The sequence below is a fragment of the Curtobacterium sp. MCLR17_054 genome (genome assembly GCF_003234335.2).
GTDB lineage: Bacteria > Actinomycetota > Actinomycetes > Actinomycetales > Microbacteriaceae > Curtobacterium > Curtobacterium flaccumfaciens.
This window is the reverse complement of record NZ_CP126263.1, coordinates 749201-771108: the sequence shown is the minus strand read 5'-3', so window position 1 is coordinate 771108 and position 21908 is coordinate 749201. Positions and strand designations below refer to the sequence as shown.

Annotated in this window: 21 protein-coding genes; 10 read left to right on the top strand and 11 right to left on the bottom strand. The window is 70.6% G+C overall.

The window, feature by feature from the left end:
• Positions 1-10 precede the first annotated feature (10 nt).
• Positions 11-973, bottom strand: a complete 963-nt coding sequence (locus DEJ08_RS03780; protein WP_111054919.1) for a helix-turn-helix transcriptional regulator — start codon at positions 971-973, stop codon at positions 11-13.
• Positions 970-1137 carry a hypothetical protein gene (locus DEJ08_RS03775; RefSeq protein ID WP_163343324.1) on the bottom strand — a complete coding sequence of 56 codons (168 nt, stop codon included), beginning with the start codon at positions 1135-1137 and terminating at the stop codon, positions 970-972. The genes DEJ08_RS03780 and DEJ08_RS03775 overlap by 4 nt, the downstream gene beginning before the upstream one ends.
• A 196-nt stretch (positions 1138-1333) precedes the next feature.
• Here DEJ08_RS03775 and DEJ08_RS03770 point away from each other — a divergent pair, with 196 nt between their 5' ends.
• The 3 genes from DEJ08_RS03770 (at position 1334) to DEJ08_RS03760 (ending at position 3657) form a co-directional block, all read left to right on the top strand.
• On the top strand, positions 1334-2092 hold the full coding sequence (locus DEJ08_RS03770; RefSeq protein WP_071405212.1) for a helix-turn-helix domain-containing protein: 759 nt from the start codon (positions 1334-1336) through the stop codon (positions 2090-2092).
• A gap of 106 nt (positions 2093-2198) precedes the next feature.
• Entirely contained in the window at positions 2199-2576 is a 378-nt protein-coding gene (locus tag DEJ08_RS03765) for a DUF7882 family protein (protein ID WP_071245963.1), read from the top strand.
• Between the two features lie 55 nt (positions 2577-2631).
• A complete protein-coding gene (locus DEJ08_RS03760) occupies positions 2632-3657 on the top strand; it encodes a glycosyl hydrolase family 18 protein (RefSeq protein ID WP_111054920.1) in 1026 nt (341 codons plus the stop codon).
• Between the two features lie 97 nt (positions 3658-3754).
• On the opposite strand, the gene DEJ08_RS03755 is transcribed toward DEJ08_RS03760, so the two are convergent.
• Genes DEJ08_RS03755 through DEJ08_RS03740 form a run of 4 tightly spaced genes read right to left on the bottom strand, consistent with a single transcriptional unit; the run spans position 3755 to position 9460 of the window.
• Entirely contained in the window at positions 3755-6262 is a 2508-nt protein-coding gene (locus tag DEJ08_RS03755; protein ID WP_220035456.1) for a beta-xylosidase/alpha-l-arabinosidase, read from the bottom strand.
• A complete protein-coding gene (locus DEJ08_RS03750) occupies positions 6259-7140 on the bottom strand; it encodes a carbohydrate ABC transporter permease (RefSeq protein WP_017886791.1) in 882 nt (293 codons plus the stop codon). Before DEJ08_RS03750 ends, DEJ08_RS03755 begins: the two co-directional genes overlap by 4 nt.
• Positions 7140-8162, bottom strand: coding sequence for a carbohydrate ABC transporter permease (locus tag DEJ08_RS03745; RefSeq protein ID WP_027464452.1), 1023 nt, complete (start codon positions 8160-8162; stop codon positions 7140-7142). Before DEJ08_RS03745 ends, DEJ08_RS03750 begins: the two co-directional genes overlap by 1 nt.
• Before the next feature lie 2 nt (positions 8163-8164).
• Positions 8165-9460: an ABC transporter substrate-binding protein gene (locus DEJ08_RS03740; protein WP_071405208.1), complete on the bottom strand. Its 1296-nt coding sequence runs from the start codon at positions 9458-9460 to the stop codon at positions 8165-8167.
• 146 nt (positions 9461-9606) lie between these two features.
• Between DEJ08_RS03740 and DEJ08_RS03735 the strand changes: the two genes are divergently transcribed.
• Positions 9607-10650, top strand: a complete 1044-nt coding sequence (locus DEJ08_RS03735; protein ID WP_181433144.1) for a LacI family DNA-binding transcriptional regulator — start codon at positions 9607-9609, stop codon at positions 10648-10650.
• A 13-nt stretch (positions 10651-10663) separates the two neighbouring features.
• On the opposite strand, the gene DEJ08_RS03730 is transcribed toward DEJ08_RS03735, so the two are convergent.
• The gene (locus DEJ08_RS03730) at positions 10664-11647 is read right to left on the bottom strand and encodes an AraC family transcriptional regulator (RefSeq protein ID WP_111039977.1); all 984 of its coding nucleotides are present in this window, start codon (positions 11645-11647) and stop codon (positions 10664-10666) included.
• A gap of 121 nt (positions 11648-11768) precedes the next feature.
• Between DEJ08_RS03730 and DEJ08_RS03725 the strand changes: the two genes are divergently transcribed.
• Positions 11769-12215, top strand: coding sequence for a MarR family winged helix-turn-helix transcriptional regulator (locus DEJ08_RS03725; RefSeq protein WP_111029629.1), 447 nt, complete (start codon positions 11769-11771; stop codon positions 12213-12215).
• Positions 12216-12310: 95 nt separating this feature from the next.
• On the opposite strand, the gene DEJ08_RS03720 is transcribed toward DEJ08_RS03725, so the two are convergent.
• The 4 genes from DEJ08_RS03720 to DEJ08_RS03705 all read right to left on the bottom strand — a co-directional run bounded on the left by DEJ08_RS03720 (position 12311) and on the right by DEJ08_RS03705 (position 16631).
• Positions 12311-13159: a carbohydrate ABC transporter permease gene (locus DEJ08_RS03720; protein WP_027464448.1), complete on the bottom strand. Its 849-nt coding sequence runs from the start codon at positions 13157-13159 to the stop codon at positions 12311-12313.
• Entirely contained in the window at positions 13159-14127 is a 969-nt protein-coding gene (locus tag DEJ08_RS03715; protein WP_175330840.1) for a carbohydrate ABC transporter permease, read from the bottom strand. Before DEJ08_RS03715 ends, DEJ08_RS03720 begins: the two co-directional genes overlap by 1 nt.
• Complete coding sequence (locus DEJ08_RS03710) at positions 14124-15443, bottom strand: ABC transporter substrate-binding protein (protein ID WP_111054921.1); 1320 nt, start codon at positions 15441-15443, stop codon at positions 14124-14126. The genes DEJ08_RS03715 and DEJ08_RS03710 overlap by 4 nt, the downstream gene beginning before the upstream one ends.
• 171 nt (positions 15444-15614) lie before the next feature.
• Complete coding sequence (locus DEJ08_RS03705) at positions 15615-16631, bottom strand: LacI family DNA-binding transcriptional regulator (protein ID WP_181437826.1); 1017 nt, start codon at positions 16629-16631, stop codon at positions 15615-15617.
• Between the two features lie 153 nt (positions 16632-16784).
• Here DEJ08_RS03705 and DEJ08_RS03700 point away from each other — a divergent pair, with 153 nt between their 5' ends.
• From DEJ08_RS03700 to DEJ08_RS03680, 5 genes are all read left to right on the top strand, one after another.
• Entirely contained in the window at positions 16785-18017 is a 1233-nt protein-coding gene (locus DEJ08_RS03700) for a sugar ABC transporter substrate-binding protein (protein ID WP_111024619.1), read from the top strand.
• A 148-nt stretch (positions 18018-18165) separates the two neighbouring features.
• Positions 18166-19026, top strand: coding sequence for a carbohydrate ABC transporter permease (locus DEJ08_RS03695; protein WP_017886802.1), 861 nt, complete (start codon positions 18166-18168; stop codon positions 19024-19026).
• Entirely contained in the window at positions 19023-19910 is an 888-nt protein-coding gene (locus DEJ08_RS03690) for a carbohydrate ABC transporter permease (protein WP_111054922.1), read from the top strand. The genes DEJ08_RS03695 and DEJ08_RS03690 overlap by 4 nt, the downstream gene beginning before the upstream one ends.
• A 46-nt stretch (positions 19911-19956) precedes the next feature.
• Positions 19957-20805, top strand: coding sequence for a ThuA domain-containing protein (locus tag DEJ08_RS03685; protein WP_111033626.1), 849 nt, complete (start codon positions 19957-19959; stop codon positions 20803-20805).
• Complete coding sequence (locus DEJ08_RS03680; protein ID WP_111054923.1) at positions 20802-21905, top strand: Gfo/Idh/MocA family protein; 1104 nt, start codon at positions 20802-20804, stop codon at positions 21903-21905. The genes DEJ08_RS03685 and DEJ08_RS03680 overlap by 4 nt, the downstream gene beginning before the upstream one ends.
• Positions 21906-21908 lie beyond the last annotated feature (3 nt).

The following is a 21908-nucleotide window of genomic DNA, read 5'->3' as shown; positions in this document are numbered from 1 at the left end:
GGATCGGCGCTCAGGTGCTCGTCTGGAGCGTCTTCTTCGGGTACTCGTCGAAGCGCTGGAAGTACGTGCTCGAGAACCGCCCCATGTGGCGGAACCCCCACCGGTGCGCGACCTCGGCCACCGTCGTCTGCGCACAGTCGGCGAGCTGGAGCGCGATCCGGACCCGGTCGAGGCGGACCTGCAGCAGGTAGGTCATGGGGCTCACGCCGACGTGCTGCACGAAGTTCTCCTGCAGCGTGCGGGAGCTGACCCCGACGGCCCCGCAGACGTCCGCGAGCTGGAGCGGCCGGTCGCAGTGCTCCGCGAGCCAGGCCTGTGCGAGCTGCACGGTGTTCACCGTCCGGCGGACCGGCGATGCGTCGGGTTCGGCGTCCGTCCCGCCGAAGGCCCGCAGCACGGACTCGGCCAGCAGCACCTGTGCCGACAGGTGCCCGCCCGGGTTGCGGTCGGGGTGCAGTGCGTTGACGGCGACCGCGTCGATGCGGGCGACCAGGTGGGACACCTCGGCCTCGGCCGGGCGGGATCGCAGTCGGCCGGCGAAGCGGTGGTCGAACACGACCCCGTTGACGGCGTCGAGGAATCCGCGGTCGACCCGCAGGACCTGGACGGTCCCCGCCGGCACGAGCAGCGTGAACGGCCGGTCCGTCGGCAGGAGCACCGGCACACCGGGCCGGGCGGGCGCGTCGTCGTCGACCCGCAGGCACCCCGCGGTCGACCACGCCAGCACCGGCGTGCCGTCCGGCGTGAACGAGGCGGCGGCGGCGGTCGACACCGCCGACGACAGCAGCGCGACGTTGTGGTGGCGCACCGTCCGGTGGCGGAACGCGAACCGGTCGGTGGGCGCGAACCGGACGTCGCGGCCGTCGTACACGGCACGCACCGTCCGGACGGCGTCCGCGGTGGTCCGGCCGCACCGCTCGGCGGTCCGGGGCGCGTTGCCGACGGCGACCCGCGGGACGGTGTCGCTGCTCACTGGCCCGACCCTCGCCGGGCGCGGAGGTCCGCGAAGGTGAACCGCTCACGGTCGACGTCGTCCTCGGACTGCACGATCCACCCGCGTCGGGCAGCGCGTGCGCGAGCCCGGTAGGAGGTGATGTGGACCGGGGCGACCCCCGGTGCACGCTCGTAACCACTCATCAGATCCTCCGATCTGTCCCCGTGCCTCCGACCCTGTTCGGAGGGGGACAGTTTGAGTACCTCTTGGACGATAAGCGCCCTCACCGGGGTCCACAATGACCCCCGAACGGGTGCGATCCACATCCGCGCACGCCGGATAACGGCGGCGTCGTGGCGTCGGAGGCCGATCGGCCCGACCGACTCGTACTCTCCACGTATGGACCAGGCACCGACCACGGCGAGTGGTCCCGAGCACGGCGGAGCACGGCTGTCCCGCACCGTGCACGAGGCGCTGCGGTTCGTGCACGCCCACGCCCGCGAAGCGATCTCCGTACCGGACATCGCCGCCGCCGCACACCTGTCGACCCGCGGCCTGCAGAGCGCGTTCCGGCGGGAGCTGCAGACCTCACCCGCGTCGTACCTGCGCGGGGTGCGACTCGAGGGCGTCCGCCGCGACCTGCTGTCGATGACACCGGCCGACCGTCGCACCATCGCGGACGTCGCCAAGCACTGGCACTTCAGCAACGCCGGCCGGATGGCGGCCGAGTACCGCGCGGCGTTCGGCACCGCACCGTCGGCGGCGCTCCGGTCGTTCGACCCGGAGGACCCGGACCCCCGCGCCACGTCGGACCTCGCCGGGTCCCCGGGCGAGGGATCACGCTTCCGGATCGTGCTCGACTGCGAGGTGGAGGTCGACGACGCCGACGCGACGTTCGCCCATGCCCTGCGCCGCGCCCAGGGCGACGACCGCCCCTGGCACGGCTACGACCCCGACGGCAGCACGGCCGACGTCGTCGCGTTCCTGCTGGCGAACGCCGTCCGCGGGGTCGCCGAGGACACCTCCGGCATCCGGCTGCGTGCGGTCAACCCGATGCTGCGGGCGCCGGACGAGCACGGCGGGTACCCGTCGGCCGAGCTCCCGCCGTGGTCGGCACCGGCCGTCCCGCCGTCGGGCACCGGCACGGAACGGGACTGATCACGCCGTCGATGGACGGAATGCGCCACACTTCGTGGATCCGCGGGAGGATGGACCCCGCGGGCCCGGCACGTGCGGCGGGCCCCGGCAAACGGAAGGCAGCGCCATGGGCCAGCTCATCTACGACTCGCAACCCCTCGAACTCCGCCTCGACGATCGCGCACTCACGCACCTGCAGATCGTCATCGTGAACCTCATCCGCCGCGGGGAGAGCTTCGTGTTCTCGTGGAAGGACGACCCCGCCGTCGGCGGGGGCCGCAGCAGCATCTGGATCCACCCGTACTGTGGACTGCACTTCAAGTTCGCCGGCGGCAAGTCCCCGAGCGTGAACCGCTCGTGGCTCGACGAGCTCTACGCCAGCGCGGCGAGCGGCTCCGGCCTCGTCCTGAGCCCGGAACCGACGGACGCCGAGGGCCCGGTCTCCGCCGACGACGTCGCCGGCGCCCCACCGGCACGACCAACCACGACCATCAGCGCCTCCTGACCGGAGCGCCGACGACGCGCCCCGACCGGGCACGAACGACAGGACGCCCCTCCCCGTGACCACCACCCCGCGTCGACGCCGCTCCGCGCTGCTCGCCGCCGCGCTCACCACCGGACTCGCACTCGCCGGCTGCACGGCCCCGACCGCCGCCCACGCTGACGGGTTCGACGTGACCGGCTTCCAGCCCGAGAACGCCGACACCGCCCTGGTGGACGCGAACGCCGCCGCGATGGACGTGGTCGGCGTCGACGGGCTGCTGGTGAACCGCACGGGCACGAAGGTCACCGCACCGTCGCGCGCCGCCAAGGCCCAGCGCAACCGGGCGCACGCCAACGGGCTCACCGCGCAGCTGCTCGTCAGCAACTACTCCGAGGCCGACGGGGACTTCAGCGAGCCGATCGCGCGGAAGCTGCTCACCTCGCCAGCGAACCGCGCCCGGGTCGTCCGGTCGCTCGCCGCCGACGTGGCCACGGGCGGCTGGGACTCGGTCATGATCGACCTCGAGGCGCTGACCCCGGCCGAGAAGCCCGGTCTGACCGCCTTCGCCCGGGAGCTCCGGGCCGCCGTCGGCGACGGCGTCCGGCTCGACATCGCCCTGTCCGCGTCGACCACCGCCGCCGGGTACGCCCGCCTCGGCTACGACGTCCGCGCCCTCCGCGCCCCGCTCGACCACCTGACGCTCATGGCCTACGACCAGCACGGCCCCTGGGAGCCGGACGCACCCGGCCCGGTCGGGTCGCTCGCGTGGTCGTCGAAGGCAGCCCGTGCACTCGCGACCCTCGCTCCCGCCGACCAGATCGTGCTCGGTGTGGCCGGGTACGGCTACCACTGGAAGGGCACGCGCCCGGCCGGTCAGCTGTCCGACGCCCAGGCCCGGCTCCGGGTCCGGAAGGCGGGCGCGACCGCCCGGTGGGACGCGACGGTCGGCGAGTGGACCGCGACCCTGCCGAGCGGTGAGGCGCTCCGGTGGTCCGACGCACGCTCGCTGCGCGAACGGGTCGCCCTGGCGGAGCGGCTCGGCCTGACGGGCGTCGCCGTCTGGTCGCTGGACCTGTCCGACCGGATCGAACCGGTCGGGTGATCCCGACCCACTGACGGACAGGAGGCGCGGTGCGAGCCCGCACCGCGCCTCCTGTCCGTCACTCGGTCACGCCCAGGGCGCGTGGTCCGTCACCAGGTCAGACGAGCGACCACTCCACCAGGCGGGGGTCGTCGAGGGTGACCTCGTGCACCGCGCCCGTGACCGCGACGGTGGCGCGCTCCGTGGCGGTGCCGGGGACGGGGTGTCGGACCGGCCCGTCGCCCGAGGCGACGATCCCACCCGCTGCCACCGGGCCTCCCGGCCGGGACGCCGCCGCGTGCGACGCGACCCAGACCTGCACGTCGCCGGGTTCGACCACCTTGCGCATCCGTCGGTCGGTGAACGCGAAGCGCTGCACCGGGACGCGGAAGCGGACCCGCGCGGACTCCCCCGCGGCGAGCGCGACCCGCGCGTAGCCGAGGAGCTGCACCTCGGGCCTGGTGACGCTGCCGTGCACGTCGTGCCCGTAGAGCTGCACGACGTCCTCGCCGGCACGGGACCCGGTGTTGCGGACCGTCACCGACGCGGTGAAGACGCCGTCGGAGCGGACGTCCGGGTCGACGACGAGCTCGTCGTAGCCGAAGTCGGTGTAGCCGAGGCCGAAGCCGAACGGTCGCACCGGCGTCGAGTCGGCGGCCGTGACGTCGGACGGACCGCCGAGCCGCGGGTGCAGGTACGTGAACGGCTGCGCGCCGGCGGACCGGGGCAGGGACAGTGGCAGCCGGCCCGAGGGCGAGGCCGCGCCGGTGAGCAGGTCGGCGATCGCCAACCCGCCGCCCTCGCCCGGGAAGAACGCCTGCACGACCGCGGCCGGACGCGGCTGGTCGCCGTCGAGCGCCCAGCCGATCGCGTACGGCCGGCCGGTCAGCAGCACCATCACGGTGGGGGTGCCGGTCGCGACGACGGCCTCGACCAGCTCGCGCTGCACGCCGGGCAGGTCGAGCGACTCGGTGTCGTTGCCCTCGCCGACCGTGCCGCGGCCGAAGAGTCCGGCCTGGTCGCCGATGACGACCACAGCGACGTCCGAGGCGGAGGCCACGGCGACCGCGTCGGCGAAGCCGGCCCGGTCGTCGCCCGTGACGCCGCAGCCCGCGGCGAAGCGGACCGCCGACGGGCCGAGGGCCCGGGTGACGGCTTCGCGGACGGTCGGGATCGCGAAGCCGAGCGGCAGGTCGGGGTGCGAGGCGAGCACGTGGTTGGCGAACGAGTAGCAGCCCTGCAGGGCCTCGGCGCGGTCGGCGTTCGGGCCGATGACCGCGACGGACGCCCCCGGTGCGAGCGGGAGGACGGGGGTGGTGCTGTCGACGGTGCCACCGTCGGCGGTGCCGCTGTCGGCGCTGCCGCTGTCGTTCGACAGCAGCACGAGCGACTTCGCCGCCAGCTGCCGTGCGAGTGCCTGGTGCAGCGGGGTGTCGAGGTCGATCCCGGTGGGGGCGTCCTCGGCGAACGCGTCCGGTTCGAGCAGGCCGAGCCGCTCCTTCTGCCGGAGCACCCGGAGCACGGCGCGGTCGACGAGTGCCTCGTCCACCTGCCCGCTGCGGACCCGCTCGACCAGCGGCGCGAGGTACGCGTCACCGGTCGGGAGCTCGACGTCGATGCCGGCCTCGAGCGCCAGCGCCGCGGCCTCGCCACGGTCGGCGGCGATGCCGTGCATGACCTCGAGGAACGCCACCGAGAAGTAGTCCGCCACGACCGTGCCGTCGAAGCCGAGCCGGTCGCGGAGCAGGCTGGTCAGCAGCTCGCCGTTCGCCGCGACGGGCACGCCGTCGATCTCGGCGTACGAGTTCATGACGCTCCGGGCGCCGCCGTCGCGCAGCGCCATCTCGAACGGCGGCAGGTACACGTCGGCGACCTCGCGGGCCCCGGCGTGCACGGGGGCGTGGTTCCGCCCCGCCTGCGACGCCGAGTACCCGAGGAAGTGCTTCAGGGTCGCGTCGACCCCGGCGGACTGCAGCCCGCGCACGTACGCGGTGCCGACCGTGCCGACCAGGTACGGGTCCTCGGCGATGCACTCGTCGACCCGCCCCCAACGCGGGTCGCGGATCACGTCGAGCACCGGTGCGAGCCCCTGGTGGACGCCGAGCTGGCGCATGGATGCACCGATCGCGGCGCCGACCTGCTCGACGAGTTCCGGGTCGAACGACGCGCCCCACGCCAGCGGGGTCGGGAACGTCGCGGCCTTCCACGCGGCGAGGCCGGTCAGGCACTCCTCGTGGACGAGCGCCGGGATCCCGAGCCGGGTCTCGCGCTGCAGGCGGCGCTGTTCGGCCCAGAGCCAGGCAGCACGTTCGTCGGGTTCGACGGGACGGGTGCCGTAGACGCGGGTGAACTGCCCGATGCCGTCGCGCGTGATGTCCGCCAGGGTGCTGCCCTGCTGCACGGCCGCCATCTCGCCCTGCATGGGTGCGACGACGCCGTTCTGGTCGAGCCAGTAGCCGACGAGCTGGGCGACCTTCTCGTCGAGGGTCATCTCGGCGAGCAGGGCGTCGGCGCGGGGTCCGGCGGTGGTCGCGTCCGCCGCGGTCGCGGTCGTCGCGTCCGTCGTGCTGTCGGCCTGGAGGCGCGGATCGCGTCCGGCGGTCCGCGTCGCGTCGGTCGCGGTCACCCCTTCACCGCCCCGGTCAGGCCGCCGACGATCCGGCGCTGGAAGATCGTGAAGAACACGAGCGCCGGGATCATCGACATCGAGGTGAACGCGAGCACCTTGGCGGTGTCGACGGAGTACTGCGACGAGAACGACTGGACCCCGAGCGGCAGCGTGTACGCGGCCTCGTTGTTCAGGATGAACAGCGGCAGGATGTAGCTGTTCCAGCTGGCGATGAACGCCAGGATGCCGACCGTGACGACGCCGGGCAGCGACAGCGGCACGACCATCCGGAAGAAGAACCCGAGACGGCTCGCTCCGTCGATCGACGCGGCCTCCTCGAGCTCGTCGGGGATCGCCCGCAGGAACGGCACCAGGATGATGACGGTGGTCGGCAGCGCGAACGCGATCTGCGGCAGGATCACGCCGGCCAGGCTGTTCGTCAGACCGAGGTCCTTGACGAGCAGGTACAGCGGGGTGATCGCGACGGTGATCGGGAACATCAGGCCCGCGGCGAACAGGGCGTAGAGCGCCCCGCGGCCGGCGAACCGGTAGCGGGCGAGCACGAAGCTCACCATCAGCCCGAGCACGACGACCCCGAGGGTGGTCGTGACGGCGCTGATCGTCGAGTTGCCGAGCTGCTGCCAGAAGATGCCGCTCGACAGCACGGAACCGTAGTTGCCGAACTCGAACGGTGCCGGCAGCCCGGCGGGGCTCGTGGTGATCTGCGAGTTGGTCCGGAAGCCGCCCAGCACGATGTAGAGCACGGGTGCCAGGTTGGCGGCGACGAACAGGATCGCGACGACGTACGTCAGCGGGTTCGCGCGTCCGATCGCGGCACTGGACCGGCGCTCCCGCACGGCCCGGCGCCCGGGGGCGACGATGCTCGTGGTGGCCATCAGTTCTTCCTCTCGGTGAGTGCACCCGCGGTGTCGCGGCGGAGCACGAAGCGCTGGTAGATCAGGGCGACCACGAGCGAGATCACGAACATCACGACCGCGACGGCGCTGCCGAAGCCGAAGTTGCCCGAGGTCCGGCCGTTGGCGACCATGTACGTCGCCATCGTCGAGGTGCCCGCGGTCGACGCGATGTACTGCCCCCAGATGATGTAGACGAGGTCGAACAGCTGCAGCGAGCCGATGATCGACAGGAACGCCCAGATGCGGATCGTCGGGCCGAGCAGCGGCAGCGTGATGCGCCGCTGGATCTGCCAGTAGCCGGCGCCGTCGATGGCTGCGGCCTCGAACAGTTCCTCGGGGATGCTCTGCAGGCCGGCGAGGAACAGGATCACCGCGAAGCCGATGTACTTCCACGAGATGATCACGAGCAGCGTCCAGATGGCGATGTCGGGGTTCGACAGCCAGTCCGCACGGAGTCCGCCGAGGCCGATGCTCTGGAACAGGTCGTTCACGGCGCCGTTCGACTGGAGCATCAGGCTCCACCCGGTGCCGACGATCACCTCGGAGATGACGTACGGCACGAAGACGAGCACGCGGACGAGCCCGCGGCCGTGCATCTTCTGGTTGAGCAGCAGCGCGAGCACGATCGCGATCGGCCCCTGCAGCACCAGCGAGAGCACGACGATGAAGCCGTTGTGCATCAGGACCGCGTGGAACGCCTTGTCCTGGAAGATGATCAGGTAGTTCTGCAGCCCGACGAAGTCGGTGGGTGGGCCGTAGCCCTGCCACTTGAAGAACCCGTAGTAGGCGGCGAGCGCCACGGGCAGGATCACGAACGTGACGAAGACGATGACCGCGGGTCCGGCGAGGACCGCGATCTCGACGCGCTTCCGCCAGTCCGCGATGCGGCGCTTGGTCCGCCGACCGGCGGGGAGCGGCGAACCGCTCCCCGCCGGGGACGTCCCCGCGGCCGTGTCCGACCCGGTGGTCGGAGTCGTACCGAGCGAGGTGTCGAGGGTCATGCTCAGCCCTTGGCCGCAGCCTGGTTGGTGGTCTCGACGATGTCCTTCGCGCTGCCCTTGTCGGCGAGCAGGTCGACGACGCTGGTGTTCAGCGCGTTGCCGACGTTCTGGCCGTACAGGGTGTCGAGGTACTGCGAGACGAACGGGGCCTCCTGGTAGGCGGCCAGGGCCGACTTCAGGTAGTCCGAGTCGACGACCGACTGGGCCTCCTTGTTGACCGGGATGGCGTTGAAGGCCTTGTAGTAGGCCTCCTGGTTGTCCTTCTGCACGATGAAGTTCAGGAAGTCGGTGCACGCCTTCTTCGGGGCCTGTGCCGAGCAGGAGTTGCCGTCGACACCACCCATCATCGACTTCGGGTCACCCTTGCCACCGTCGATCGCGGGGAACGGGAACCAGCCGAGGTCGGGCAGCGGCTTGGCGTCCGGCGTCAGCGACGCGATCACGCCCGGGTCCCACGCGCCCATGAGCTCCATGGCGGCCTTGTGGTTGGCGAGGAGACCGGCCGAGCTGCCGGCGCCCTGCTGTGCGGCGGTGGTCAGGAAGCCGTTGTTGAAGGGCTTGGTGGCGTTGAAGTCCTCGAGCTGCTCGCCGGCCTTCGTCCAGCAGGCGTTGTCGAACTTCAGCGACTTCGCCGTGTCCTCGAGGGTCTTCTGGCTGCACTCGCGGAGCGCGAAGTTGTAGTACCAGTGGGCGGCCGGCCACGCGTCCTTCGCGCCGACGGCGACCGGGTCGATGTCCTTGGCCTTGAGCTTCGTGATCGCGTCGTTCAGCTCGTCCATGGTCGTGGGCGTTCCCTCGATGCCGGCTTCCTTGAACAGGTCCTTCGAGTACCAGATGCCCTCGGGGAGCACCGCGCCCGGCATGGCGTAGGTCTTGCCGTCCTTCTCGTACCCGGCGAACGTGCCCGCGCTGATGGACTTCTTCGCGTCGGCGCTGATGGAGTCGGAGATGTCCATGAGCTGCCCGGCAGCGATCATCGCGTCCATCTTGCCGCCGCCGCGCTGCAGGAACACGTCGGGGGCGTCGCCGGAGTTGAGGGCGGTCTGGAGCTTGCCGTCCAGGTCCTCGTTCTGGATCGCCTGGGTCTTGATGGTGACGTTCGGGTACTTCTCCTCGAACGCCTTGACCGTCGAGGCCCAGTAGGCCTTGCCCGGTCCGGTGGTCGAGTTGTGCCAGAAGGTCATCGTGACCTTCCCGCCGTCCTCGGAGGCATCGCTGCCCGCCGAGCACCCACTGGCCACCAGTGCTGTGGCCCCGATCAGCGCGATGGCTGCCGCGGCACGGATCTTCCTCGTCATCGTGGAACTCCTGAAGTGTCGTCGTTGACATGCGCGACATCGACTGCCGCTGCGGAGAGCATGCCTGCTGCTCCAGGTCCATGTCAATCGATATCGATAACGTTTTCTTTACCGATGACATGGTGCCGCAGCGGTACGGTGTGCACATGGACTCGGCACTCGGCGCGCGTCCCGGTGCCGGCCGGGTGACGATCGGCGACGTGGCGCGGGTGGCCGGGGTCTCGATCCCGACGGTGTCCAAGGTGATCAACCAGCGGGACGGGGTCGCACCCGCCACGATGCTCCGCGTGCAGCAGGTGGTCGACGACCTGGGGTACGAGACGTCGCTGGTCGCCCGGAGCCTGCGGAGTTCGCGGACCGGGGTCGTCGGCATCCTGGTGCCCGAGTTCGAGCCGTTCTCGACCGAGCTGCTCCGCGGCATCTCGCGGGCGGCCACCGGCACCGGCTACGAGCTCCTCGCCTACGCCGGCCTGATGACCGGCGCCGACCGACCCGGGTGGGAGCGCCGGTCGCTGTCCCGCCTGTCCGGCACCCTGATCGACGGCGCGATCGTCGTCACCCCGACCACGGCACTGTCGAGCTCGTCGATCCCCGTCGTGGCGATCGACCCGCACACCGGGCCGGAGGGGCACGCCACCGTCGACGCGGACAACGAGGCCGGCGCGGTGCAGGCCGTCGAACACCTGCTGTCCCTCGGGCACACCCGCATCGCGCACCTGCAGGGACGCGCCGACCTGGCCTCCGCCCAGCTGCGCGCGGCCGGGTACCGCTCGGCCCTGACCGCCGCGGGCATCACGGTCGACGAGTGCCTGCTGCGTGACGGCGGCTACCAGGAGGACCAGTCCGCGGCCGTCGCCCGCGAGCTCCTGACCCTCGCCGACCGCCCCACCGCGGTGTTCGCCGCGAACGACTCGTCGGCGATCGGTGTTCTCCGCGCCGCGGCCGAGGTCGGGCTCCGCGTCCCCCAGGACCTGTCCGTCGTGGGCTTCGACGACGTGCCGCAAGCGTCCACCACGACCCCGCCGCTCACCACGGTGTCGCAGCCGCTCGCCGAACTCGGGTCGCACGCCGTGCAGATGCTCCTGACGATGCTCCGTGGCGAACCGACCACGGACCACGTCCGGCTCCCCACGACCCTGCGGGTTCGGGCAAGCACGGGCCCCGCGCCGAGGCCGACGCCCGGCCGCTGAGCACCCGCCGCCGTCAGCGGCGCAGGGTCTGCTTCGGGTACTCGCCGAACCGGGCCGCGTACGCCGCCGAGAACCGGCCGAGGTGGGCGAACCCCCAGCGGCGGGCGACGTCGCCGACGACCCCGGCCTGCGGGTCAAGCTCGAGCAGTTCGCCGCGTACGCGGTCGAGCCGGACCTCGCGCAGGTACGTCAGCGGCGACACGTCGAAGACCCGGCGGAACGACTCCTGCACAGACCGCACGCTCAGGCCGGCGACCTCGGACAGCTCCTGGACCGTGACCGGCTCGGCAGCGTGCGCGTGGATGTACTCCACCGCTGCCCGCAGCCGGGCGTTCCGGGGCAGGCCGAGCACCGCAGGCAGGTCGTCGGCCTGCGGCGGGAAGGTGTCCAGGAACGCGGTGGCGGCCGACCGCTTGGCCGCGTGCCACGCGTCCGAGTCGGGGCCCTCGGCGCGAAGTGCCCGGGATAACGCCACGAGCGCCCCCTGCCAGCGCTCGGCGGTCTCCGGTTCCGGCATGCGGGTCGGGTCGAACCGCAGCGGTGCCGCTTCGACCTCCAGGTGCTCGAACGCGACGCGGTGCACGTACTCCCGCCCGAAGTGCACCAGGCGCTGGTCGTGATCCTCGGCCGTGAACACGAAGTCGTCCTCGGGCGGCAGGAGCACGGGGACGTCCCGGCGCAACTCCATCCGGACGCGCCCGGAGTCCAGGTGCGCGGTCCCGCTGGTGATCCACGTCACCACGTAGTCGGCACCGACGGGCACCGAGCCGCGCACGGCACCGCGGAGCTGCGAGCGCCGGATGCTCACGTCGGAGTCGCCGACAGCCGTGTACCGGTACGAGAAGTCCTCGTCGATGCGCCGGACGGACCACCGATCGGCGCCGTGGACGGCGGCGAGGTCGCGCTCGGCCGAGTCGGGGTCCCCGCCGGAGACCTCGAAACGGACCGGTTCCCCGGCGGGTGCAGCGGACTGTGGACTCGGGACGGGGTCAGCCACGGTGCCCCGCTCCCGATGCCGTCACCCGCACCGTTCCACGCTCCGCGTTATGTGGATACGCTGGTGCGGTGACTGCGGCGTATCGTGACCCGGACGAGACCCGTGCAGAGGGGACGTTGTCGTGAGCGATGTCGACCTGAACGCGGCGCTGACCCGGCTCGAGGCCGCGGTCTCCGAACTGCGCGGTCGACTGCGCGACGAGCTCGGCGTCTCCGGCGGCGACCTGACGCTGCTGCAGTTCGTCTCGCGTGCCGAGGAAGCAGGTCGGACGGTGCGCGTGAAGGACCTGTCGAAGCACCTGGGACTCACCGGCCCGGCGGTCACCGGCATGGTGGACCGCCTCGAGCACAGCGGACACCTCAGCCGTGTCCCGAACCCCGACGACGGCCGCAGCCGGTACATCGAGCTGACCGATGCTGCCCGCCGCGACTACGCGCGCGCGATGGACGGCACGAACAAGCACCTGCACGACCTGATGGCCTCCTTCTCGGAACGGGAGCGGGCCAGGTTCGTGCGGATCATCGACCGCATCGTCGCAGCCGTCGATCTCGGCGCACCGAGCCCCTGACGGCAGGGTACGGGCGGTCAGGACGGCGCTCGGACGAATGTCCAGCATGCGCAGCTAGGTAAGTTCTCTACCTATCTCCGCATGCCGGACACCCGTCACCCCTTGACGGCTCCGGAGGTCAGACCGGACACGATCGAGCGGCGGAACACCAGCACCAGGATGACGATCGGCACCGTCGCAGCGACGCTCGCGGCGAAGATCTGCGCGAACGGCACCGTGAACTGCGTCCCGAAGAGCGCGATGCCGACCGGGATCGTCCGGAACGAGTTCTCGCTGTTGAACGTCAGGGCCATCAGGAACTCACTCCACGAGGCCGTGAAGGTGAAGACGCCGACCGTGAACAGGCCCGGCTTCGCCATCGGCAGGATCACCGACAGCACGGTCCGCCACGCCCCGGCCCCGTCGATCTCGGACGCCTCCTCGATCGTCGACGGGATCCCCTGCAGGTAGTTCCGCATGATCCAGATGGCGAACGGCAGGTTGAACGCCACGTACGGCACGATCAGACCCGGGTACGAGTTGAGCAGCCCGAGGTTGCGCTCGAGCAGGTACAGCGGCGTCAGCACCGCGATCGCCGGGAACACCGACAGCATGAGCAGCGAGGTCATGATCGCCGTCCGTCCCCGGATGAACCGGCCGGCCAGGGCGTACCCGGCGAGGAACGCCAGCGCGAGCACGATCACCGTGGTCGACACCGACACGATGACGCTGTTCACCATGTACTGGCCGAGCGCGTTGTCGCGGAAGGCCACCACGAAGTTGTCGAAGGTGAACGACTGCGGCCAGACGGTGGGCGGCGACTGCCCGATCTCGGACGCCGGCTTGAGCGACGTCGTGACGAGCCAGTAGAGCGGCAGCGCGGTGAGCACCGCGATGACGACACCGCTGACGTTGACGGTGTTGACCCACTTGCGCCAACCCTTGCGCACACGTTGACGGGGCATCAGTCGTCCCCTCCCTTCGCCTGGTTCCGGAACGCCCGGAGGAACAGCAGACACCCGGCCGCGACGATGACCGCGGTGGAGGTCGCGATCGCCGCGCCCGGTCCGATGTTGATGTCCTGGAAGAGCACCTTGTACCCCATGATCGCGAGCGACTGGGTGGCGGTGCCCGGCCCGCCGTTCGTCAGCACGAACGGCAGGTCGAAGACGCCGAACGCCTGCAGGATGCGGAACAGCACCGCGATCGTCAGGGTCGGGGTGAGCTGCGGCAGCACCACGCGCCAGAACGTCTGCCAGGTGCTCGCGCCGTCGAGCTCGGCGGCCTCGTAGTGGTCTTCCGAGATCTGCACGAGCCCGGCGAGCAGGATGATCGCGACGAACGGCGTCGTCTTCCAGATGTCCGCGACCATCAGCCCGGTGATCGCGGGCACCGGTTCGCCGAGGATCACCGGAGCGTCCCCGAACAACCCGAAGAACCACGTCGCGACGCCGTAGGTGCTGTCGTAGATGTACTTCCACAGCTGCGCGTTGACGATGGTCACGAGCGACCACGGGATGAGCATGAGCGCGAGCATCCAGCCGCGGGTGGCCCCGAGCCGCTCGAGCACCAGTGCGACGAGCATGCCGAGCACGAGCTCGACCGACACCGTCACCACCGTGTAGAGCACGGTGAAGCCCAGCGCCCGGTACCAGTCGGCGCTCTGCAGCAGGGCCGCGTAGTTGTCGAACCCGAACGACTGGATCGTGAAGCCCTCGTAGCCGACCTCGACGTCCGCGAAGCTCAGGACGACCGAGTACACGACCGGGAAGATCGTCACCGCTGCGACCACCAGGAGCGCCGGGGCCGCGAAGCCCCACGCGCCCCGCGAGCGGATGCGGTCGAGACGCGACCGCCCCGAAGGCCGGGGCGGCGGATCGACGCGACCCGTGCCTCCAGGCCGTGCCGGTCGTGTCGCCGTGCCGGCGCTCACAGCGCTGCTCCCTGCAGGGCGAGCGAGATGGCGGAGGCCATCGCGCTGGTGCCACCGTCGACGGACGCCTGCCCGCCGAGGATGCTGTTGCCGTTCTGGTAGACGCCCTGCGAGACCTTCGGGTAGTAGGCCGTCGAGGTCGGGCGGGGCACGAGCGTGATGCCCGCCGCCGTGTCGTAGGTCGGGCGCTTCTGCCGCTTCGCGTCCTCGCTCACGAGCGAGGCGCTTCGGGCCGGCAGGACCCCGCCCTCGCGGGTCAGGAACTGCTGCGCGGTCTCGCTCGACATCCAGCGCGCGAAGGTCAGTGCCGCCGCGGGCTCCTGGGTGTGCGGGTTGATGTAGTTCCCCCACCCACCGATCGTCGAGTGGTGCTCGTCCATGCCGTCGAACGTCGGCCGGGCGGCGAGCCCCACCTTGCCGGCGACCTGGCTGTCCGGGCCGTTCGCGATCCCCCACGCGTACGACCAGTTGCGGAGGAACGCCGCGCGGCCGCCGGAGAAGGCGTCGTTGGTGTCCTGCTCCTGGTACGTCAGGGTGGCCCGTGGCGACGCTCCCGACGTGACCAGCGACCGCATGAACTCGAACGCGCGCTTGGTCTCGGAGCTCGTCGTCTCGGGCTTCGTGAGGTCGTCGTTGAGCAGCGACCCGCCCGCGTCGGCGACGAACTCGGTGACGTTGCAGGTCAGTCCCTCGTACACGTCGCCCTGGAACGCGAACCCGTACGACACGTCGCCGGTGTCGACGAGCTTCGCGGCGGTCTCGCGCACTTCCTCCCACGATCCCGGCACCTGCAGGGAGTGCTTCGCGAGCAGGTCCTTCCGGTACAGGAAGAACGACTCGTCGATGTAGAGCGGGAACATGTAGTAGGTTCCGTCGACGCTCGCCGCCAGCCGCAGGCCCTCGGGGAACTGGTCGAAGAAGTGCTCGCCGACGAGCTGGTTCACGGGGGTCGCGAGCTTGTTCTTCGCGAACTGCCCGGGCCAGGCGACGTCGCCCAGGTAGACGTCCGGCGTGCTGCTGCCGGCCGCGATCTGGGTCGTCAGGCTGGTGCGGTTCGTGTCGGTGTCGCTCGGGGCACTGACGATCCGGACGCGGATGTTCGGGTGCTCCTTCTGGAACTCCGCGATGAGCCGGCGGCGCAGGTCACCGCCGTCCTTCGAGGCGACCTGGCCGGCCCACCAGCTGATCGTCGCCTCGCCCTCGGGCGGTTCGGTGGGCCAGTCCTCGACGCGCGTGCGCTCGGGTCGGGTGGAGCAGCCGGCGAGCAGCAGCACCCCCGCTCCCCCGAGCATGAACGTCCTCCGGTCGATTGCCATCCGTCCTCCTCGACGTGTGGTGCTGCGAACCTGTGCATCCACACAACCAGGCGGAGCCTGGTCTGTCCGCCAGGCGGCGGCGGGTGGTGCCGCGCTTTCGCGGTGGACGACAGTTCACGTGTTCGCGGCCCCGCGAACTGTCGCTCAGCCCGAAACGTGGCCGGCGGGTGGTCAGGCCGGGGCGGGGGCCGTGGACTCGGCGATCCGCAGCGTGCACGGCAGCAGGAAGTGCGGCAGGTCCTCGGAGGTGCCATCGAGCTGCTCGATGAGGGCGTCGGCGGCCCGCACACCGAGCTCCGGGCCCGGAGCGACCATCGTCGACAGCCGCGGGTAGTGCTGGTCCGCGTTCGCCTCGGACGACGCGATGCTGAGCACCGAGACGTCCTCGGGGACCCGCCGCCCAGCGGTGTAGAGCCCGACCAGGACGCCGGCGGACGAGTCGTCCTTCATGACGAGCACGGCGGTGACGTCGGGGTCCGCCGCGAGCAGGTCACTCGTGGCCTGCCGCCCGCCGTCACTGCCGGGCCCAGCCGTGACGATCGTCCCGGTCAGTCCGCGCTCGACCATCGCCTGCCGGAACGTCGAATCGACGCGCAGGTGCGGTGCGTAGCCGGCCATCGGGGTGCCCTCGAGGTCCTCGAGGACGAGCCCGAACCGCCGGTGCCCGAGGGCCTGGAGGTGGTCGAGGCTGTCCTCGATCGTCGTCTCGAAGTCGATGTCGACGAAGGGCAGCCCGCTGCTGTCACGGGTCCGGCCGATCAGGGTGAACGGCACGTCCAGGTCGGTGAGGACGGCGACGCGAGGGTCGTCCATCCGCACCTCCATCAGGATGACGCCGTCCACGAGCCCGCCGGACACGAGGTCGTCGAGGTCGTCTCCCGCGGGGTCCACGGGCCAGAGCACGAGGTGGTACCCCCGCTCGGACGCACGCTCCGCCGCGCTCATGAAGAACTGCGAGGTGGTCGGGCTGAAGCGGTTGCCGGTGGTCGGGAACAGCAGTGCGATGATCCGAGTCCGCCGGCTCGCGAGCGCACGGGCGACGACGTTGCCGCGGAACTTCAGCTCGCGCATCGCGGTCCGCACCCGCGCCGTGGTTCCGGGGGTCACGTACTTCGTCCCGTTCACCACGAAGGACACGGTGGCGATCGAGACCCCCGCCCGATCGGCGACCTGCTGCATCGTGGCCATGCCGCCGATCCTAGCGCTCGTCAAGTCAGAAAAGCGCTTTACAGGTGAAGCGCTTATCTGTTAGCTTCTCGCCCCAGGAGCACAGCGACGATGACGTCAGCGGCCTCGTCGATGCGTGCCTGTCCCAGCATCCGTCAAGAGAAGAGCTCTGCAATGAAGCAAAGATTCCCCTCCCAGTCGCGCCGGACCCGCGCCCTCGTCGGCGCCGTCGCCGTGCTCGCCACGGTCCCCCTGGTCCTGTCCGGGTGCTCCGGCTCCGGCTCGGCCTCGTCGGGCGGCAGCAAGGCCCTGACGATCGAGGACTACTACGACGCGAACTACAACCCGGTCTACAAGCAGTGCGCCAAGGAGGTCGGCGCGACGGTCACGATCAACCACGTCGCCGGTGCCGGCCTGATCTCGAAGGTGCTGCAGCAGGCGTCGTCGAAGACGTTGCCCGACGTCCTCATGCTCGACAACCCCGACGTGCAGCAGATCGCCTCGTCTGGTGCGCTGTCCGACCTGTCGGCCTACGGGCTCGACGCCGACGGCGACGTCCCCGGCGTGAAGGCGGCGAGCACCTACAAGGGCAAGCTCTACGGCCTGCAGTCGAACACGAACTCCATCGCGCTCTACTACAACAAGAAGCTGCTTTCGGACGCCGGTGTCCAGCCGCCCAAGACGTGGGACGAACTCAAGGCCGCCGCGAAGAAGCTCACCAAGGGTTCGACCTACGGCTTCGCGATGAGCAACATCAACACGTACGAGGGCACCTGGCAGTTCCTGCCCTTCTTCTGGTCGAACGGTGGTGACGAGAAGAACATCGCCACCGCGGACGCCACCCAGGCCCTGCAGCTCGTCGAGGATCTGCAGGACGACGGCTCGATGTCCAAGAGCTCGATCAACTGGGCCCAGGCGGACGTCAACAACCAGTTCCTGGCCGGCAAGGCCGCGATGATGATCAACGGCCCCTGGCAGCTCCCGGCGCTCAACGAGAAGAAGAGCCTCGAGTTCGACAGCGTGCCGATCCCGACACGCACCGGCGAGGCCACGGTCGCACCGCTCGGCGGCGAGGCCTTCACCGTCCCGCAGACCGGCGACAAGGACAAGATGCAGCTCGCCGGCAAGTTCGTCGGCTGCCTGCACACCCAGAAGATGCAGAAGGCCCTGTCCGAGGTGAGCGGCAACGTGCCGACGAACCTCGAGGCCGGCGCCGCGTGGGCGAAGGACCACCCGCAGGTCGCGTCCTTCGTGACCACGGTGCAGACCGCTCGCGCCCGCACCGGTGAGCTCGGACCCGACTGGCCCAAGGCCGCCACGAAGATCTACACCGCCGTCCAGCTCGCCCTCACCGGCAAGGCCAGCCCCGAGGCAGCGCTCAAGCAGGCGCAGTCCCAAGAGCAGTAGTCCACGGGGAGCCGGCCGACCGGTCGGCTCCCTCCGGCGACGAGGAAAGGACCCCGGCGTGAGCGCCTCGACACAGACACGACCACGGACGATCCCGCCCGTGACGACACCACGACCCGGGCAACGACGAGCCCGGTTCCGATCCGGCGTGACCCGATGGCTCTTCGTGGTGCCAGCGGCGGTCTTCGTGGCCGTCTTCTTCGGCTACCCGGTGGTGAAGAACATCGTCATGTCCTTCCAGGACTACACGACGGCGACCTTCTTCACCGGCGAGGCCCCCTGGGTGGGACTCGCCAACTACATCTCGGTGTTCCAGAGCTCGGTCTTCACGACGAGCCTCGTGAACACCGCATTGTTCACGGCGGGCTCGATCATCCTGCAGTTCGTCATCGGGCTGAGCCTGGCGCTGTTCTTCCGCCGACACTTCCCGCTGTCGGGCTTCCTGCGGGGGCTCCTGCTCCTGCCGTGGCTCCTGCCGCTCATCGCGTCGAGCGCGGTGTGGAAGTGGCTGCTCGACCAGGACAGCGGCGCGCTCAACCAGCTCCTCGGAGTGGTGGGCATCGCCCCCGTGCCGTGGCTGGTCAGCCCGAGCCTGGCGCTCATCGCCGTGATCGGCGTCAACGTCTGGCTCGGCATCCCGTTCAACACGACGATCCTGTACAGCGGTCTGCAGTCCGTGCCCCCGGAGCTCTACGAGGCCGGCTCGCTCGACGGCGCCACCGGGTTCAAGGCGTTCTGGTACATCACGTGGCCGAGCATCCGGTCGGTGGTCAGCGTCGTGATCGTGCTCGGGGTCGTCTACACGTTGAAGGTCGTGGACATCATCCTCGGCCTGACCGGCGGCGGCCCGGCGAACTCGACCCAGACCCTGGCCACGAACGCCTACCACCAGTCGTTCATCAACTTCCAGTTCGGCATCGGAGCCGCGGTCAGCAACGTGCTGATCGTCGTCTCGTTCGTCTTCGCGATGGTCTACATCGCGATCTCACGGAAGGCGGTCGACGAATGAGCGTCGGACTCGCGAACCAGACCGTCACCGCCACCCGCGCGATCACGACCAAGAGCGCCCGTGCTCCCCGGCCACGCGGTTCGGCCAAGGGCGTCCCGTTCACGATCCTCGGCTGCGTGTTCCTCGCGATCATGGTGTTCCCCGTCTACTGGATGGTGAACACCAGCCTGCAGGCGACGTCCGGGGCCGCCACGGCGACGTGGTTCCCGTTCTCCCCCACCTTCGCCGGGTACCAGGCCGCGTTCGCCCAGCAGGGGCAGAACTTCGTGTCGAGCATGATCATCGGACTCGGTACCGTCCTGCTGACGCTGGCCATCGCGACACCCGCCGCGTACGGGCTCGCACGGTTCCGGATGCGCGGCGGCCGGGTGTTCCTGCTCGTGCTGCTGATCACCCAGATGATCCCGGCGATCGTCATCGCGAACGCGCTGTACACGCTGTTCAACAACATCGGGCTGCTCAACAGCTACGTCGGCCTGATCCTGGCCGACAGCGCGGTCCAGGTGCCCTTCGCCATCCTGCTCATGCGGGCGTTCATGGAGTCAATCCCGCCGAGCCTGGTCGAGGCCGCACTGGTCGACGGCGCCAGCGACTTCCGGGCGTTCGTGTCGATCGTCGTGCCGATCAGCCGGAACGCCATCGTCACCGCGGCGCTCTTCACCTTCCTCGGCGCGTGGGGCGACTTCCTCATCGCACTGACCCTGACGTCGACGACCGCGGTCCGACCGATCACGCTCGGCATCTACAACTACATCGGGTCGAACGTCACCGACTGGGGGCCCGTCATGGCGACCTCGGTGCTGGCGTCCCTGCCCGCTGCTGTCCTGCTCATCTTCGCGCAGAAGTACATCTCCGCTGGTGCCCTCGGCGGTGCCGTCAAGTGACGGCACCGGACCGACGCCGCCACGCATCCCCCGAAAGGCACACACCATGACCACCACCCCGCTCCGCATCACCGTCTGGGGCGAGAACGTCCACGAACAGGTCGAGCAGCACGTCGCCGAGCGGTACCCCGACGGCATGCACGGCGCGATCGCGGACGGCATCCGCGAGCACCTGCCCGAGGCCGTCGTCCGGACCGCCACCATGCAGGAGCCCGAGCACGGCCTCACCGACGAGGTCCTCGCGAACACCGACGTCCTCACCTGGTGGGGGCACGCCGCACACCAGGACGTCGACGACGCCGTGGTCGACCGCGTGCACAAGCACGTGCTCTCCGGCATGGGGCTGCTCGTCCTGCACTCCGGGCACTGGTCGAAGATCTTCGGCAAGCTGATGGGCACCACCTGCACCCTCCGCTGGCGCAGCGAGCACGACCAGGAGCTCGTCTGGACCGTCAACCCGCAGCACCCGATCACCCGCGGGGTGCCGAACCCGATCGTCATCCCCGAGCAGGAGATGTACGGCGAGTACTTCGACGTCCCGACGCCCGACGAGCTCGTGTTCATCTCGGGCTTCACGGGCGGCGAGGTGTTCCGGAGCGGCATGACGTACCGCCGCGGCCTCGGGAAGATCTTCTACTTCTCCCCCGGTGACCAGGACTTCCCCGTCTACCACCACCCGGACGTCCGCCGCGTGATCGCGAACGGCGCCGAGTGGGCCCGGCCCGAGCGGGAGCGGGAGATCCCGACACTCCGCCGCTACGACCTGGGCGAGTACTTCGACGGGCAGCACTACCGCGGCCCGTTCGACGACGCCGAGCCCGAGACCGCCGAGCCGGCAGCCAGCGAGCCGGCGGCCAGCGAGCAGGCAGCCGAGCGCGACGGGGCGCAGGCGTGAGCCCCCTCCGCGTCCTGCAGGTCGGCGCCGGCGGGATGGGGCGGGCCTGGCTCGCCACCGTCGCCGCCGACCCCGAGGTCGAGCTGGTCGGCATCGTCGACCTCGACCTCGACGCCGCACGCGCCGGGGCGGAGCACGCCGGCGACCCGTCGATCCCGGTCGGCACGGACCTGACCGCGCTGGCCGCCGAGACCGGTGCCGAGGCCGTCCTCGACATCACCGTGCCGGTCGCGCACCACCCGGTCACCCTGCAGGCGCTCCGTGCCGGGCTCCCCGTGCTCGGCGAGAAACCAGCCGCGCAGACCGTCGCCGAGGCGCTCTCGCTCGCCGCCGCCGCCGAGGCCACCGGCAAGCTGTTCATGGTGTCGCAGTCCCGTCGGTACAACGACCAGCTCGTCGCGTTCCGGCAGCACGTCCGCGACCTCGGTGCGGTGGGCGGGCTGAGCACCCGATTCGCGAAGGCGCCGCACTTCGGTGGGTTCCGCGAGGAGATGGACGACGTCCTGCTGCTCGACATGGCCATCCACGCCTTCGACTCCGCCCGGTACGTGCTCGAACGCGACCCGGTGTCGGTGTACTGCGAGTCGTGGAACCCGTCGTGGTCCTGGTACCGGGGCGACGCGGCCGCCGCAGCCGTCTTCACGTTCGAGGACGACGTCCGCTACGTCTACGACGGCTCGTGGTGCGCGCCGGGTGCCGAGACCTCGTGGAACGGCGACTGGCGTGCCTCCGGAGCGGCCGGCACGGCGCTCTGGGACGGCGACCACGACCCGTCGAGCGACCTCGACGGCACTCCCGGTTCCCCTGCCGCTGCGCCGTCGGTCGGGCACGAGATCGCCGGGTCGCTGGCGTCCTTCGTCCGGGCGGTCCGCTCCGGCGAGGTGCCGGACGGCGAGGTGCACGGCAACGTGATGAGCCTGACCATGGTCGATGCGGCCATCACGTCGGCGCGCAGCGGGCGCCGGGTCGTCATCGACGAGGTGCTCGAACAGGCGCACCGGGACGCCCTGGCCGCCGAGCAGGACGACGCGATCCGCGACCGCCTGGCCGGGTGGGAGTCGGTCCGCGGCGCCCTGCGCGAGCGCCTGCCCGCGTCCTGAGAC